14 protein-coding genes and 2 rRNA genes are annotated in these 14742 nt (G+C 49.1%); 6 read left to right on the top strand and 10 right to left on the bottom strand.

Annotated elements, in window-relative coordinates:
* On the top strand, positions 1-904 hold a 904-nt coding region (locus HOK28_07695), incomplete at its 5' end, for an ATP-binding cassette domain-containing protein (GenBank protein MBT6432955.1).
* 15 nt (positions 905-919) lie between these two features.
* Positions 920-2023 carry a hypothetical protein gene (locus HOK28_07690; GenBank protein MBT6432954.1) on the top strand — a complete coding sequence of 368 codons (1104 nt, stop codon included), beginning with the start codon at positions 920-922 and terminating at the stop codon, positions 2021-2023.
* Here HOK28_07690 and HOK28_07685 read toward each other — a convergent pair whose 3' ends face one another.
* From HOK28_07685 to HOK28_07675, 3 genes are read right to left on the bottom strand one after another with little or no spacing between them, the layout of a single operon-like run.
* Positions 2024-2521 (bottom strand): hypothetical protein, encoded by a 498-nt coding sequence (locus HOK28_07685; protein ID MBT6432953.1) that lies wholly within the window; start codon positions 2519-2521, stop codon positions 2024-2026.
* 39 nt (positions 2522-2560) lie between these two features.
* A complete protein-coding gene (locus HOK28_07680; protein MBT6432952.1) occupies positions 2561-4480 on the bottom strand; it encodes a WD40 repeat domain-containing protein in 1920 nt (639 codons plus the stop codon).
* Between the two features lie 40 nt (positions 4481-4520).
* Positions 4521-5687, bottom strand: coding sequence for a rhomboid family intramembrane serine protease (locus HOK28_07675; protein ID MBT6432951.1), 1167 nt, complete (start codon positions 5685-5687; stop codon positions 4521-4523).
* A 224-nt stretch (positions 5688-5911) separates the two neighbouring features.
* Here HOK28_07675 and HOK28_07670 point away from each other — a divergent pair, with 224 nt between their 5' ends.
* Positions 5912-7768 carry a Na+:solute symporter gene (locus HOK28_07670; GenBank protein ID MBT6432950.1) on the top strand — a complete coding sequence of 619 codons (1857 nt, stop codon included), beginning with the start codon at positions 5912-5914 and terminating at the stop codon, positions 7766-7768.
* On the opposite strand, the gene HOK28_07665 is transcribed toward HOK28_07670, so the two are convergent.
* Entirely contained in the window at positions 7760-8248 is a 489-nt protein-coding gene (locus tag HOK28_07665; protein MBT6432949.1) for a hypothetical protein, read from the bottom strand. The two genes, HOK28_07670 and HOK28_07665, sit on opposite strands and share 9 nt — an antisense overlap.
* Positions 8249-8286: 38 nt before the next feature.
* Here HOK28_07665 and HOK28_07660 point away from each other — a divergent pair, with 38 nt between their 5' ends.
* Positions 8287-9438, top strand: coding sequence for a PLP-dependent transferase (locus HOK28_07660; GenBank protein ID MBT6432948.1), 1152 nt, complete (start codon positions 8287-8289; stop codon positions 9436-9438).
* Here HOK28_07660 and HOK28_07655 read toward each other — a convergent pair.
* From HOK28_07655 to HOK28_07645, 3 genes are all read right to left on the bottom strand, one after another.
* Positions 9435-9887, bottom strand: a complete 453-nt coding sequence (locus HOK28_07655) for a hypothetical protein (GenBank protein MBT6432947.1) — start codon at positions 9885-9887, stop codon at positions 9435-9437. The two genes, HOK28_07660 and HOK28_07655, sit on opposite strands and share 4 nt — an antisense overlap.
* Positions 9887-10762 (bottom strand): ParA family protein, encoded by an 876-nt coding sequence (locus HOK28_07650; protein ID MBT6432946.1) that lies wholly within the window; start codon positions 10760-10762, stop codon positions 9887-9889. The genes HOK28_07655 and HOK28_07650 overlap by 1 nt, the downstream gene beginning before the upstream one ends.
* A gap of 332 nt (positions 10763-11094) precedes the next feature.
* Positions 11095-11712 carry a threonylcarbamoyl-AMP synthase gene (locus HOK28_07645; protein MBT6432945.1) on the bottom strand — a complete coding sequence of 206 codons (618 nt, stop codon included), beginning with the start codon at positions 11710-11712 and terminating at the stop codon, positions 11095-11097.
* Between the two features lie 248 nt (positions 11713-11960).
* On the opposite strand from HOK28_07645, the gene HOK28_07640 reads away from it, so the two are divergent.
* Both HOK28_07640 and HOK28_07635 read left to right on the top strand, forming a co-directional pair.
* Positions 11961-12782, top strand: coding sequence for a tetratricopeptide repeat protein (locus tag HOK28_07640; GenBank protein MBT6432944.1), 822 nt, complete (start codon positions 11961-11963; stop codon positions 12780-12782).
* Between the two features lie 50 nt (positions 12783-12832).
* Positions 12833-13444 carry a hypothetical protein gene (locus HOK28_07635; protein ID MBT6432943.1) on the top strand — a complete coding sequence of 204 codons (612 nt, stop codon included), beginning with the start codon at positions 12833-12835 and terminating at the stop codon, positions 13442-13444.
* Positions 13445-13451: 7 nt separating this feature from the next.
* Here HOK28_07635 and HOK28_07630 read toward each other — a convergent pair whose 3' ends face one another.
* The 3 genes from HOK28_07630 to HOK28_07620 all read right to left on the bottom strand — a co-directional run.
* Positions 13452-13838, bottom strand: coding sequence for a response regulator (locus HOK28_07630; protein MBT6432942.1), 387 nt, complete (start codon positions 13836-13838; stop codon positions 13452-13454).
* 160 nt (positions 13839-13998) lie between these two features.
* Positions 13999-14115, bottom strand: a 5S ribosomal RNA gene (gene rrf, locus HOK28_07625).
* Positions 14116-14206: 91 nt separating this feature from the next.
* Positions 14207-14742, bottom strand: a 23S ribosomal RNA gene (locus HOK28_07620); the annotation flags it as partial.

Raw genomic sequence — 14742 nt, 5'->3', positions numbered from 1 at the left:
TGACCCACTCAAACGCCTTGGACGCGTCGCCGACTTTTTGGCCACCGGTGAGGCTGCAACGGAGCGGCTCCTGGAGATAGCCGAGCGAGAGAATGATGTGGTCGAAAAATCAGGAGCAACGATTCTACCTGCATTTCAGCGTAACATAACCCTGAAAAACATTGGTTTTTCTTACGGCGATAAAACGGTTCTCAGCGATGTCTCGCTCCAAGCCAATCAAGGAGAAATCATTGCTCTGGTTGGCGCAAGTGGAGCGGGTAAAACCACTTTGGTAAACCTGATTATTCGCTTTATGGATGCATCCACCGGTACCATCAAAATCGACGGGACCGACATCTCAGATGTCACGCTGAGTTCTCTGCGACACCAAGTCAGCGTGGTGAGCCAAGAAACGTTTCTCTTCAATACCACGCTGGCTCAAAACATCGCCTATGGAAATCCCAATGCTTTAAAGCAAGACATCGAGCAGGCCGCGCAAGCAGCATGCGCACACGAGTTTATTAACGAGCTCGAAAATGGCTATGAGACCATTGTGGGTGAACGCGGCATTACATTAAGCGGCGGGCAAAAACAGCGTATTTCCATTGCGCGGGCACTGCTAAAGAATGCACCGATCCTTATCTTGGATGAAGCAACCAGCGCACTCGATGTTGAAAGTGAACGTCACGTCCAGACTGCTCTTGAAAAACTCATGGAAGGCCGCACTTCTTTTGTGATTGCTCACCGGCTCTCAACCATTCGCCGTGCTCATAAGATAGCTGTTTTAAAAGCGGGTCATATTGTGGAATTGGGTACCCACGAACAACTTCTTCAAAACCAGGGTGAATATTCTCGGCTTTATCAAATGCAGTTTTCGGATGCTGAGCCATCCATGGTAAACTCAGCCAACTCCAACGCCCAATAAGCTGAACAGAGAAACATGCGTACGAAGCTTTTTCTTTTATCTCTTGTGACCCTATCTGTGGTTGCCCTTATGGGTTCCATCCATCTTCGGCCTTATCAGTCTATTGCTTCAAACACCCAAGCACCCGTCCGTGGGGTTTATCACCAACACACTCTTGCCAGCCATGATGGTTATGCAACGGCCGATGAAAGCTACCTGGCCGCCCAAGCGCTGAACCTTGGCTTTATGGTTGTCACCGACCACAACACGATGGCCAATTTAGAAAGTCATTCTGAGCTCGTCGTTCTAAATTATCCCGAACTCTCTACGCCCTTTGGTCACGTGGTTGGCTTCGGTCTGACAAGCCCACTGCCTAAACCACTGCGTAATGACTGGCTCGTGCTCAAGGAAATTGAAAGCCGAGGCGGTAAAGCAATCATTGCTCACCCCACCCGCCGACGAAACCCGTGGCAGGGTTCGTGGGAGTCAGTGGGCGGAGTAGAAATTCATAACATTGCCGACCAACTTCAAAATGACCCGCTGCACACTTTAAAAATGCTTGGAATCTTTGTGGCCAACCCCGCTTTAGCCAAAGCGATGCTTTTTAAACGAGACGCCAAAGCGTTGTCTCGGTGGGACGATTTTGCAGACCCTGCCGTGGTGGGTATTTGTGCAAACGACAGTCATGGGCGTCTCAACCTTCAAGAAGAGCTCAATATGTGGACGATAGAACTCGACGCACCCTGGCCTCAAGATCCCCGCGAGCGTGAACTGATTGCGATTCATGCCATTGCTACTGGGAAATTTCATTGTGCTTCATCTATTATTGAGCACGGCGGAGGCTTTAGTTTTTCAGGAATACGCCCGGCACAGACGCCTCTGCTAACAGGTCAAAGTGCATCTCATTCCACGGTTGAGGCCCTACTCGTTAAGGCTCCAGAGCTTGCGGCTGATAATATTTCGATTGCGCTTTACCGTAACGGTGACTTGATTGCCCTGAGTCATCGGGCAACATTCCGCTATCCCCAGCCGGCACCCGGTACCTATCGAGTAGAGATTCTCGTTCCGGTTCCACGTGCCCTTTTCGGGCAGGAATCGATACCTGTTATCTACTCAAATAAAATTCAGATTTTGGATTGATTAGAAGCGTACGACGTCTTGAATCGTTGCTGGCTGATGCGACCAGAGAATTTTCGCGTCGCCGGCGCCCACCTTGCCTTCGAAAGAACACGCAACCACTGAACCAGGGCTAAAAATGGTGGTTACCAACAAGTCTCGAGAACCAAGTTTACAACTGAATTCCGCAACGTCGGGCATGTGCCCCACAAACAAAACTTTTTCAAAACTCAAGTACACCTCAAGCTCTCGAATCATTTCATCTGCACTTGCGCCGCTTCGTAAGGCCTCGCTCATCACCACCTCGGGCACGGGTTTCATTTGTTCTGCAACCAGTCCTGCGGTCATGGTGGTACGCACCAACGGGCTATGCACGATGATATCAGCGCCGCCTATCGCATTTAATGCGCTTCCAACCTTAAGTACGTCCCGGGCTCCCGTGGCCGTTAACCGCCGATGAAAATCACCACCGTCTGCCGTTGGCTCTGCGTTTCCATGTCTCATGATATAGAGCGTTTTCATAATGACTCTTTTCTTAACCCATCAAATAGCGCCTGGATATTACTTCTCTTTCGGGCGCTCTACGTTCCAAATGATAACGGTACTGTCCGCACTTCCACTTGCCAGCATAGCCGACTTTGCACCGAATTGCACCTTGAACACGGGCCATTCATGCCCCGCTAATCGAAGGATTTCTTGGGCATGTTCAACATCCCAAAGTCGGATTTCACCCCAGCTTCCGCTCGCGATGGTCCTACCATCTGGTGCGAAGTTGACCGTATAGACGGCATCTGGGTGCCCCACGAGCCGGTACATCTCAGCGCCTGTATCTGACTCCCACACACGTACGGTTGAATCCAAACTGCCCGTGACCAACATATCACCGTCGCTGGACCAATCGATAGCGGTCACTGCAAACTGGTGCCCCTCGATCACAAACTCTTCTTTCGCCTCTTCCACATTCCAAACGCGAGCAGTGCCATCATAGCTTGCACTGGCAAGCCGGGTACCGTCGGGCGAGAATCGCACTGATACAACAATCTCTTCATGCCCCGCCAAGGTAGACACAATCTCTTCCTTGGCGACATCCCAGATGTAGATGTTGCCGTCCATACAGCCGCCCGCGAGAAACAGACCGTCAAAAGAAAAATCCATATCCTCCAGTGGATGGTCAGGACCCGGCCATTCACGAGTCAGTGAGCTATCTTTCATGGCCCAAAATCTCACCCAATTGTCTCGGCCTGCACTGACGATTTCCGCACCTTGAGGCTCGAATGCCAACGCCGTGACGTCTCCATCGTGAGCATCAACTTCATAGTAAGCACCGGCTCGTTTGTTGGCCGCGATAATAACCTTGTTCTCAGAACCACTGGCGATGAATTGATTATTCGGTGCAATCTGCATAGCGCGTATCGGGTTTTGATAACCGGTTAAGCGTAGAGATTCCTCAAAGCCCATAGAGTCGACAATGCGGACGGTATCATCAGCAAGACCGATGGCGAGCGTTCGCCCATCAGTAGATAAGGCCAGAGCGTTAATTCCACCAAGCTTCTTTTTCTCGGTGTGATAGAGTGCGGAATCTTCCATATCCCAAAAATGAATGATGTCTTTGCGACTTGCCGTGGCCAAGGTCCTGGAGTTGGTCGTAAAAAACATAGCGGTGATCATCCCCTGATCACCTTTTAAGCGAGGTCGCTTTTTGCCCGTGGTTAAATCCCAAACCCGTGCTGAACCATTTTTCATTCCAACGGCTACACTTTTTCCATCAGGAGAATAGGCGATGGAACTGATTGGGCCTGAGTAACCTCGTGAGATTCTTTTCTGTCGACCCCTTTTGGTTGACCAAAGACGAACCGTTTTATCCACACCGGCCGTGGCCACAAACTTTCCATCGGGTGAAAAAACCGCACCGGCCAGAGGTCCTTTATGGCCCTTTAGCTTTTTTAATTTTCGTCCGGTAATCGCATCCCAGATTATCGCCGTTCCATCCCAACTTGAGGAAACGAGCAAGTCACCGTTATGAGAAAACTCAATCGTTAATATCGAGCCGTCATGCCCCTTGAGTTCTTTAACCAAAGAACCGTTTCGCGGATCCCACAATTTTACGGTGGTACTTGCAGTGACGAAGCGCCGACCGTCGTTGGAGAAATCAACGGCGTGTACAGCGCCTTCATGAGGTCCAAGCGTCAAGACTTCGCGCCCCGTCATCAGATCCCAAAAGCGAGCCAAACGGTCTTTTCCACCCGCGGCAATAATTCGGCCATTGGGTGAGAAAGAAACCGAGGTAATCTGCTCACCAAAACGTGGTCGATAAGTTCCTATGCGGTCCGTGCCGCAAGGGGGCAATTCCCGCCCTGCTCTGTCGGTCGAAGCTTTCCCGCACTTTAACCGAGGAATCTTTTTCTTCTCTTTCGTACACGAGGCACCAAATGCCAAAGGGGCGAGAAGCAAAAAGAATAAAATATGGCGCAGTTTGTACACCTTATTATCGTAATAGATGCTTGAGTGATTCGCCAACTATCTAATGAATGGACATGCGACGGCGGTTATCAATAGCTTCAATCATTTCGCGGGCTTTGGCTTCAACTTCGGCGGGGACGTTGTAGTCTAAAACTGCCTGCAAATGCTGGTAACCGGCTGATTCTCGGTTCAGACCGTCCACTTGCACCATTCCTGCCCGCAAATGAACAATCCCCAAGATATCGCTGTGAGGACGGGTGGCCAGAAAACGTTGTAAGACTGCCAAAGCAGCATCGAAGCGCCGTGTCTCAGTAAGACCATCCGCGAGTTGTACCAAATCCCAGTCATCGAGTAAGTGCCGCTGAGTGGGGGTCATTTTCACGAAAGCTTGGAGAGCTTCATCCCAATCGCCACCTGCAATCAGGTCTGGAAGAGTCCGAATCGTATCGCCCTGGTTGGGCGAGCTCCATGTGGGCCCCGAGTGATTCAAGCTTGAATCTTTACCCCAATGCTTTAATCCCATGACCACCATGAGTCCCGCGACAAAGCCGCCGATATGGGCCCCATGAGCAACACCGCCGGAGCCTGTGCCCAATATAAACGGGAAAAAGTTTTCTACAATAAGGTAGAAACCCAACACCACCCGCGCCGGTAGGTTAATGATGCGAACGAAGAAAAGAACCCAAATGAAAACCTTCACCTGGTTTTTTGGGAACCAAAGAAAATAGCAGCCCAGAACCCCGGAAATGGCACCAGATGCACCTACCAGGGGAATATAAGAATCTGGCTGAAAGACTGCGAAGAAAATGGTTGCAGCCACCCCCGTGCCTAAATAGACCAACAAGTACTTAGCTGGTCCAAGACGTGCCTCAAGGTTATCACCAAAAATCCACAAAAAGAGCATATTCCCTAAAAGATGGGCCCAACCCGCGTGCAGAAACATAGACGAAAAAATCGTCATAATACTCGGATCAGCGGGTTTAAAACCGAAGCGATAGGTCATCAAATCGTAAGCCGAGGTCGACGTTGCCAGAATGTTCTGAGCCACACCAGTCTCTCCTGAAAGAACCCGGATATACTCAGAGAACAAAGGGTCTGTGACTGAGGGCAATTGCCGCATCAGCGGTAGGCTAATGAACAAAAAGATGAGTGTATTCAAGCCAATGAGGACGTAATTCACCACGGGTGTTTGCTTGGGATTGGGCTCATCCCCAATGGGTAAAAACAAAGTACACGTCCCAGGCGAAAGGTGGCTACAACTCGGTTATTCTAAGACGCTGGTACAACCATGCAACCCCATCAAATAATCGACTTACCTGCTAAATAGACGATGCTGCTCCCCAGTACCAGGGCCGAGCCCTAGACGGTCACCAAACAATCCCCGGGAAGTTTGCGTATTGCCGAAATTCCAGTTTTAAGGCCAAGACACCTGCGAAAAGGAGTCGGGCAAGTATGTCTGCACTGAGTTATATCGATTGGTCTATCGTTGCGCTTTACCTCGTTCTCAGTTTGGGACTGGGCTTCTACATGCGCACGAAAGCCGGTGAAAGTCTCGAGTCGTATTTCGTCGCAGGCCGGAAGATGTCAGGTTGGCTGGTCGGTACCAGCATGGTCGCTACCACTTTTGCTGCGGACACCCCACTTGCGGTCACAGGTATCGTGGCTAAAAATGGCATCGCAGGAAACTGGTTTTGGTGGAGTCTGGCGTTCAGTCATATTCTTGCCGCTTTTGTATTCGCTCGCCTGTGGCGACGCGCTCATATCATTACCGACGCTGAATTTATTGAGCTGCGCTACAGCGGCAGAGCTGCAACGATTCTAAGAGTTCTGCGGGCATTCTTTTTTGCTGTTCCTATCAACTGTATCATTATGGGATGGGTGATTCGGGCTATGGGGAAAATAGTCAGTGTTCTCTTTCCTTGGGATATGTGGCTTGGGCCAGAGATTTACGGTCCACTCCTGGAAGCATGGCCTTCTTGGATCGCGGTCCAAAGCCCGTCTGAGGCCATCTCCATCATTCTCGGCGTTATTATCGCAACCACCTACGCAGCCCTTGGCGGTTTACCATCGGTCATTCTCACGGACGTTATTCAATTTTTACTGGCCATGGTTGGCTCAATTTTATTGGCCTACTTCGCTGTTGAACATGTAGGCGGTCTTGGACAACTGGTAAGCAGCCTGCAAACAACTTACGGCGCAGAACAAGCCTCCGGAATACTCAGCTTTTTCCCGGATACTGAATCTGCATGGTTACCGCTTGAGATGTTCCTGGTTTACGTTTTAGTGCAGTGGTGGGCGCAGAAATTTTCAGATGGTGGCGGCATATTAATCCAGCGTATGAGCGCGGCCAAAGATGAGAATCACGCTCTTCGTGGTACCAGTTGGTTTGTTGTAGCTCACTACGCACTTCGCCCATGGCCTTGGATTCTAGTAGGCTTGGTTGCTCTGGTGGTTTTCCCGTTGGACAGTGCCCTGCTGACAGGAAGCCACGAACACCTGGCTACTGTCCAAGCTGATAGGGAGATGGCCTACCCCGTTCTGATGGCTCAGCTCCTACCCGCTGGAGCACTTGGAATCATGGTTACAGGTATGGTGGCCGCATTTATGTCCACCATTGATACCCACATTACCTGGGGCGCATCTTATATGGTCAAAGATGTTTATCAGCGCTTTATCAAGCCAGATGCAACTGAGGCCGAGTTGGTTAAAACCAGTCGCTGGGCAGTCCTCATTATGGTGCTCTTTGCTCTGGCTGTTACAACGCAGATTCACACCATTGAAGCTGCCTGGAAATTCATTACCGTGATGGGCTCCGGGATTGGTCTCGTGAGTATCGCCAGATGGTTTTGGTGGCGAATCAATGCTGAGGCTGAGATTGCCGGACTTAGCAGTGCGGCTATTTTATCGTTGGTGCTCTATGGGCCGATGAAAGACTATGCACTGGAATACCAAGAGAAACTCTTAATGGTAGTCGTGGTTTCTACTGCAGCTGTGTTGATTACCATGCTTTTGACCAAGCCCTCGACTCCTGAGCAACTTCGTAAGTTTTATGAAGTCATACGCCCTTCGGGGTTTTGGGGCCCCGTTCGCCGCCCTGAAGATCCGGCGGCTGAGAATCTTGGCAAGCAGATCCTAAGCTGGGGCCTTGCAGCCATAAGCTTATTCTCGATTCTTTTTGGTCTGGGTGAATGGATGCTTGGCTCAACGCCTCTCGGCATCTGCTTAAGCCTTGGAGGCACCGCCGGATGGCTACTTGCCCTACACCTCGTCGGTGCGTTTAAAGACATACGACCGAAAGATTCAGTTTAAAGTACCCGCACAATATTCGTCGATATTATGCTCACCGTCGTTGTCGCCGTCGTAAATCGAGCCGTCAAAATCAGAGCCTTCAAAACTAAGATTAACGACCGACTCCGCCGTGGTCGGTAGCTCAATGAGTTTTGCTTGCTCACCCAGCGAAAATCCAGGCGGCACTCGGTAAATCAACGCAGCGTAAACATTTTGATTCGTTTCCACACCAACACAACACCCATTGATCAGACCGTCATTGACGGTAAGGAAACAGCTTTCTTCTCCTGGAATCGTAAGAAAAACTTCCAGCTCTTCTAAATTCGCTGCGCCGCAACTCTCTGTAAAAACTTCGGGAAGCGGCGTGTTAATCAGTAGATCTACCGTTGTAAACGGGCCCTCACCGTCTTTTACCGTACATGGTTCGATATTCTCGCTTGTCCCATTGCTTCCGCAGCCTGCGAGAAGCACGATCATCAATGCGCCTGATAAGTTTCTCATGATTGATTCTCCACTTCGCCTTTTGTATGAGACCGACCATGAAGATAGATACCTTAGCCATTCATGCTGGCCAAAAACCTGATCCCACAACCGGTGCTATTATGACTCCGGTTTATCAAACATCCACCTACGTTCAAAGTGCTCCAGGCGTACACACTGGTTACGAGTATTCTCGTACACAAAACCCGACCCGCCATGCACTTGAAGGTAATCTTGCAGCACTCGAAGGCGCCAAGCATGGCGTTTGCTTTGCAAGTGGTTGCGCCGCAACGACGACCGTCATGCATCTCCTAGAAGAAGGAGCACATGTCATCTCTGGTGATGATGTTTACGGCGGTACCTTTAGATTATTCGATAAGGTCCTTGCTCATCGGTCGATTGATTTTTCATTCGTCGACCTCACCAAGCCTGGTGCGCTTGAAGAGGCGATTCGACCAAATACCCGTGCGATTTGGACTGAAACACCGACGAATCCCATGATGAAAGTGGTTGATTTAGAGGCTATCTGCAAGACCGCGAAAAAGCATGGCATCAAAGTGTTTACCGACAACACCTTCGCCACACCAATCTTCCAAAGACCTCTGGAAATGGGCGCCGACGTCGTTGTTCACTCGACAACAAAATTCCTAAACGGCCACTCTGATGTTGTGGGCGGCGTTGCATGCACCAACGATGACGAAATTGCTGAAAAACTATTCTTTTTGCAAAACTCAATCGGTGCTGTCTGCGGTCCATGGGACGCATGGCTTGTACTGCGAGGAACCAAAACATTGCCACTTCGCATGCGGCAACATGATGCATCCGGCCGTGAAATTGCGGCATGGCTTGAATCACTTAGTGACGTGGAAAAGGTTTACTATCCAGGACTTGCTTCCCACCCGCAACATGAGTTGGCGGCACGTCAGATGACTGGTTTTGGCGGAATGATTTCTTTTGTTCTCAAAGGCGGACTGCCCCGGGCAAACTCATTCTTAAAGGCGCTTGAAATTTTCGCGCTCGCAGAATCACTGGGCGGCGTAGAATCGCTGGCTGAGCACCCTGCGATTATGACTCACGCGTCAGTTCCTGCTGATATTCGTAAGGAGCTTGGTATCGATGACGGATTGATTCGGCTCTCAGTCGGTATCGAAGACGTTACCGACCTAAGAGCTGACCTACAGAAAGCATTCGACGTTAGCCGAAATGCTTAAAGGTCGTTAGGAACCAAGTTTAAATCCAATTTAGCCAGGGCATGACGAATGAGCTGGCTTTTATTGGCTTTATAGTGGCCACGTCGCTTAAGCTCCCGAACCATATTCTCCAAGCGTTCGATGTCCTCGTTGTAGAGAGAAATCGAAACAATCTTATAATGAGAAGGCTTCGGGGAAGCTTTAGGTGGCCGTGCAACCGGCATCGATGATTCCGGTAATTTACGAGCAACCGGAGCCGCCGTAACCGCAGGCATTGTTGGAACAACGGTGCGCTTTTTACCACCACCACCAAATAGATTCTCAATCAATAACTGCTCACCATCAAGTGGGTTCTCAGTTACGACGGGGTTAACCGTCTTATTTTGAGATTTCATCATCATCCGCTCTTCTTCTTCCAAACGGGTGTTGGTGAGTACGGACGTAATTGTCTTTTTTTCGTCATCATTCATCAGGCTGCCCTCGTCATTGATGCAGCACCTTCGGCGCTGCGGATCCATTCTACGACTCGCAAATAATCTGTTGCCCCGTTAGAATCCGGAGCATGTTCGAAAATCGTTTTCTTTACACTTGGTGCCTCAGCTAGACGTGTATTCACACGTACCGGAGGCAATGCTCGACTACCAAACGTTTCACGAAGATGATTCAAAGCATCTACGCAAACGCGTTTTCGAACATCAAAGAAGGTTGGCACCACACCCGTCAGCCTCATCGGCTTTCCAGTTTGCTCCGTAATTCTACGAAGCGTGTGCATCACTTGCTTTACGCCCACCAATGCTAGGTAATCGCAGCTAACGGGGATCAAAACCTCGCCAGCGTAAATCAAAGCATTGTAGTTCAGAAGAGAAAGTGCCGGTGCACAATCAAAGACGACGTATTCGTAGTCTGTGATTTCTCCCAGCACACGAGAGAGCAAATAAGCTCTATCGCTTTCCTTAATTCGAGCCAGTTCAATTTCGGCCGCAGCCAAACTGGTATCAGACGTTACGATATCGAGGTTATCTCGTACCGGAACGGTTGCTACCTCTAAGCTCAAATTCTGAAAAAGTAAGTGATACACAGAGCGTGGACTGTTGATGCCTAAAGAGACGCCAACATTACCCTGTGGATCTAAATCAATCAGCAAAGTGGAATGACCTTTTTGGGCCAAGCCTGCTGCTACATTCAATGCCGTGGTTGTCTTTCCCGTACCACCCTTCTGATTCAGAACGGCGATCACTCTTGCTGGCTTCGCGGTTTCCGCGGGAGCCGGTGCAGCCGGCTTTAAAAAAGCCTCCCGACACGTTTCTTTGCAAAAATGATAGGTACCCGTACGGGTCTGATGCATCTGCCAGGCCATATTGGGCTGAAATGATGAGGTGCAATGATCACATTTCACCTGAGCGCCTTGAAGACCCTTACTTCGGCAAATTTGATTGCAGAAGTACAACTTTTCAGTACCAGTATCTTTAACCTGGAAGTTAAACCGAGGCGTAAACGCAGTGCTACACGTAGAGCACTGCACCGAACTCGTAGAATTCACTAAAACCCTCCGACGTCGCTCTTTATGCAGTCCAGGACGCGCATCCCAAACGTACCACGACGATAGGCCCAGCATAGCTGTCCACGATCATGAGTCAAGTTTTTTGCGGAATTTCTACAAGTACTTATTGATCCGACTTATTCTATCCAGCTTGTGTCCCCTGATCCTTGTCGAAGAACGACAGGTGAGTCTCCAGTTAAGTCCACAACGGTTGATGGTTCACCATAAAGGCCACCCGCATCTAAAAATACGTCGACCGATCTTGAGAATGCAGACATCACATCGTCGGGATCATTTGTGTATGACATCGTTCCATCAACTTCGCGAGCAGCCGTCGTTGTGATGAGCGGATGTCCCAGTTCTCGAACAAGTGCCAAACAAACGGGGCTGTCTGGAATTCGAACCCCAACCGTTCGGCGTTTACTTTGTACGATTTTTGGAACTTCACGGCTTGCTGGCAAAATGAACGTATATTTACCAGGCAAGTGATGTCTTAAAATTCGATAGTTACGGTTTTCAATAACAGCGTATCGAGCGACCTCAGATAAATCGCTGCAAAGAAAAGACATCGGCTTTTTCTTATCCATTCCTTTAAGCTGATAAATTCGATCAACACTTCTTTTAGCGTAAAGGTCACAGCCAAGACCGTAGGTCGTATCTGTCGGATAAACTGCAAGTCCTCCAGAACGAAGAGCATCCACTGCCCTTCCAATATGCCTGGGTTGAGGATGATCCAACTTCACATGTGCACGCAAAATCGCCACGACATTATTCCGATCACTTAAGGATTTCGAACCTTCATCTTAAAGATCCCAAACTAAAAGCCAAGTCATTGCTACTAGCAAATACCTCACAACCTGCCGCCACGCCAAGAATCGGCGCGCTTCACCCCCACGGCGTTCAAGCGAGGCCCGTAATTGGCTGAAATAACAATAGTTTATCTAAATAAAATTAAGTGATTGCTTGTTTGACTAAGACGGCCTGATCAAATGACAATATAGGCATGACCCGAAAACCCAGCGACTCCAGCCAATCTGACCACCACAACGCTAGGGGTATTGAATTAGCAGATCGTGGCTGGCTTGATGAAGCCATCAAGGAATTCAACAAGGCCTTGGAATACGATCCAGGATCGCCACACGCCCATGATAATTTAGGAACCATACTCTCAGAAAAGGGTGATCTCATTGGGGCGCTGAAGCAATTTATCGCAGCCGTGGAATGTGACCCTGAAAGTCCTAGCACCCATCATTATCTCGCAAGCTTTTTAGCAGCTCGAGCACATGATCTTTGTATCATCGAATACAGAAATGCCCTGGAACGTCAGTTTGATTTTCCCGATGCGCACCTAAATTTAGCGTTGGCCCTCGCTGAACGCGGAAAATTAGAAGAAGCACTTAACGAATTCGAAATTGCACACATGCAAGCGCCGGAAGACGAGCTCATCAAGCACGAATTGGCCTGTTGTTTAATCGATCTTGAAAGATATCCTCAAGCAATCGCCCATCTTAAACAATTACTGAAGGCAAACCCCAAACATATAGAAGCTTGGGTCGATCTTGGCATCGCATTTATTGCCCAAGGATTTTATGCAGAAGCAAAAAACAGTCTAACGAGCGCGTTAGAACTCGATCCAACTGACTTCACAAGCCAATATCACCTGGCAGCACTTCACTCGACCTGGGAAAATTTCGACGAGGCAATCAAACATCTTGAGATCGCGTCACAGCGAAACTCTGAAAAAGTGCGAGCATGGCTTAAAGACGACCCATTTTTCGACTCCATCCGAAATGATGCCAGATTTCTGCGCTTTTGCCCGAAATAGAGTATTGATTAAGCATCGTTAACTTTGATCGAAAGCTAAGCTAGAATTCAATGAGTGATACACCCGAGAAAAGTGAGGACAATGTTTTAGACACCATTGCGACTCGCTTTAGAAGGCTTCGAGGTGATGAGACATTTGATACCCAGGGTATTCGCACCATCTGGCATCGGGGTCCTCAACGAACCGAGCTCTTGACGTGGGAATCCAAAGACGGATCTTTGATCAAACAAGAACTTTCTTTCGCTGGTCTGATAGTTGAATACACTCCTGAACAAGGAATTCGGACGGGCATTATCCCAGTGACCGATCAGGTAACCGATACGGGCCAACCTCGAAGCACTGTCATCCGTATGCAAACCGAACCCGACGTAGACACACTTCAAAAATCGTCAACACTTCTTGGGCTAGTTCCGGCACGGGACTATTACGGTCAGCATTTAATGGAGATTTCGAATGACTGGCTGGTACAAAACGGACATTCGCCGGTTGCGCCGCAGACTACCAGTGGAGAAAATTTCAATCGCGCCCCAGTCGAAACCGAAGCAACTTGGAGAACGATCACAGGATTTACTGAAAAACGAATAAACGATAGTATACCATTACCAGTGATAGCAATCGCCGGGGTTATACTCGGAGTTGTTCTGGGACTTTTACTTTTTTAGGCCTCAGTTAGGCCTTCATATCCGTTTCGACCAAACCTACAAGTCCAAGCTTGTCTAATAAGGCCTCTTTAGTAAACGGCTTCATCAGATACTCGTTCGCCCCTGCATCTAATGCTTTGAGCATTTGATCGAATTCTGTCTCAGTCGTACACATGATTAACTTGATATCATCAAAAGCAGAATTCTCTCGAACTCTCTGAACGAATTCAAATCCATTCACTTCAGGCATATTCCAGTCAACCATAACCAAGTCGAAACCACCGTTTGTAGCATTTAGCATTTCGAGCCCACGCCCGCCGTGCTCTGCCTGCTCAACGTCAAAACCAAGCCCCTTCAGAGTCGTCTGAATAATTCTTCTCATCGCCTTGGAATCGTCGATTACCAATGCCTTCATAAACATCCCCGAGTTAAGGCCTGCCCAATGCGGACACCCTAGATTAAATGATAGCGAATTAGGACTTGAACTCAATAGGTTAGACACAATAAGACGAGAAACATTTGGAATCTTTAGCAAAAAAAAAGGCTCAACCTAAGGGTTGAGCCTTTTAAAAATAATCCGGCAGCGTCCTACTCTCCCACAAAGTTTCCCTTGCAGTACCATTGGCGCTGGTGATCTTAACTTCCGAGTTCGAGAAGGGATCGGGTGGTTCCTCACCGCTATGGCCACCGGAAATTTGAATATGTAGACGATTTGTACCCAGTCAATGAGTGTTATTCTTGTTCAAGCACACGTCAGATTTGGCTTCGAACAACCAATCAGACGATGTTAAGCCTCTCGGTTAATTAGTATCGGTTAGCTTCACGTGTTACCAGCTTCCACTTCCGACCTATCAACGTCCTAGTCTAGAACGAACCTTCTGAGAATAAATTCTAGGGAAACCTAGTCTTGGAAGAAGCTTCCCGCTTAGATGCTTTCAGCGGTTATCTGTTCCGCACTTAGCTACCCGGCAATGCTCTTGGTGAACAACCGGAACACCAGCGGTGCGTCCATCCCGGTCCTCTCGTACTAAGGACAGCTTTCCTCAAGTTTCCTACGCCCACAGCAGATAGGGACCGAACTGTCTCACGACGTTCTGAACCCAGCTCGCGTGCCACTTTAATTGGCGAACAGCCAAACCCTTGGGACCAACTTCAGCCCCAGGATGTGACGAGCCGACATCGAGGTGCCAAACCTCCCCGTCGATGTGGACTCTTGGGGGAGATAAGCCTGTTATCCCCGGGGTAGCTTTTATCCGTTGAGCGATGGCCCTTCCATGCGGAACCACCGGATCACTAAGCCCGACTTTCGTCCCTGCTCG

Source organism: Deltaproteobacteria bacterium (assembly GCA_018668695.1).
In the GTDB taxonomy this organism is placed as follows: Bacteria; Myxococcota; XYA12-FULL-58-9; order XYA12-FULL-58-9; family JABJBS01; genus JABJBS01.
This window is presented reverse-complemented; position numbering and strand designations above follow the sequence as displayed.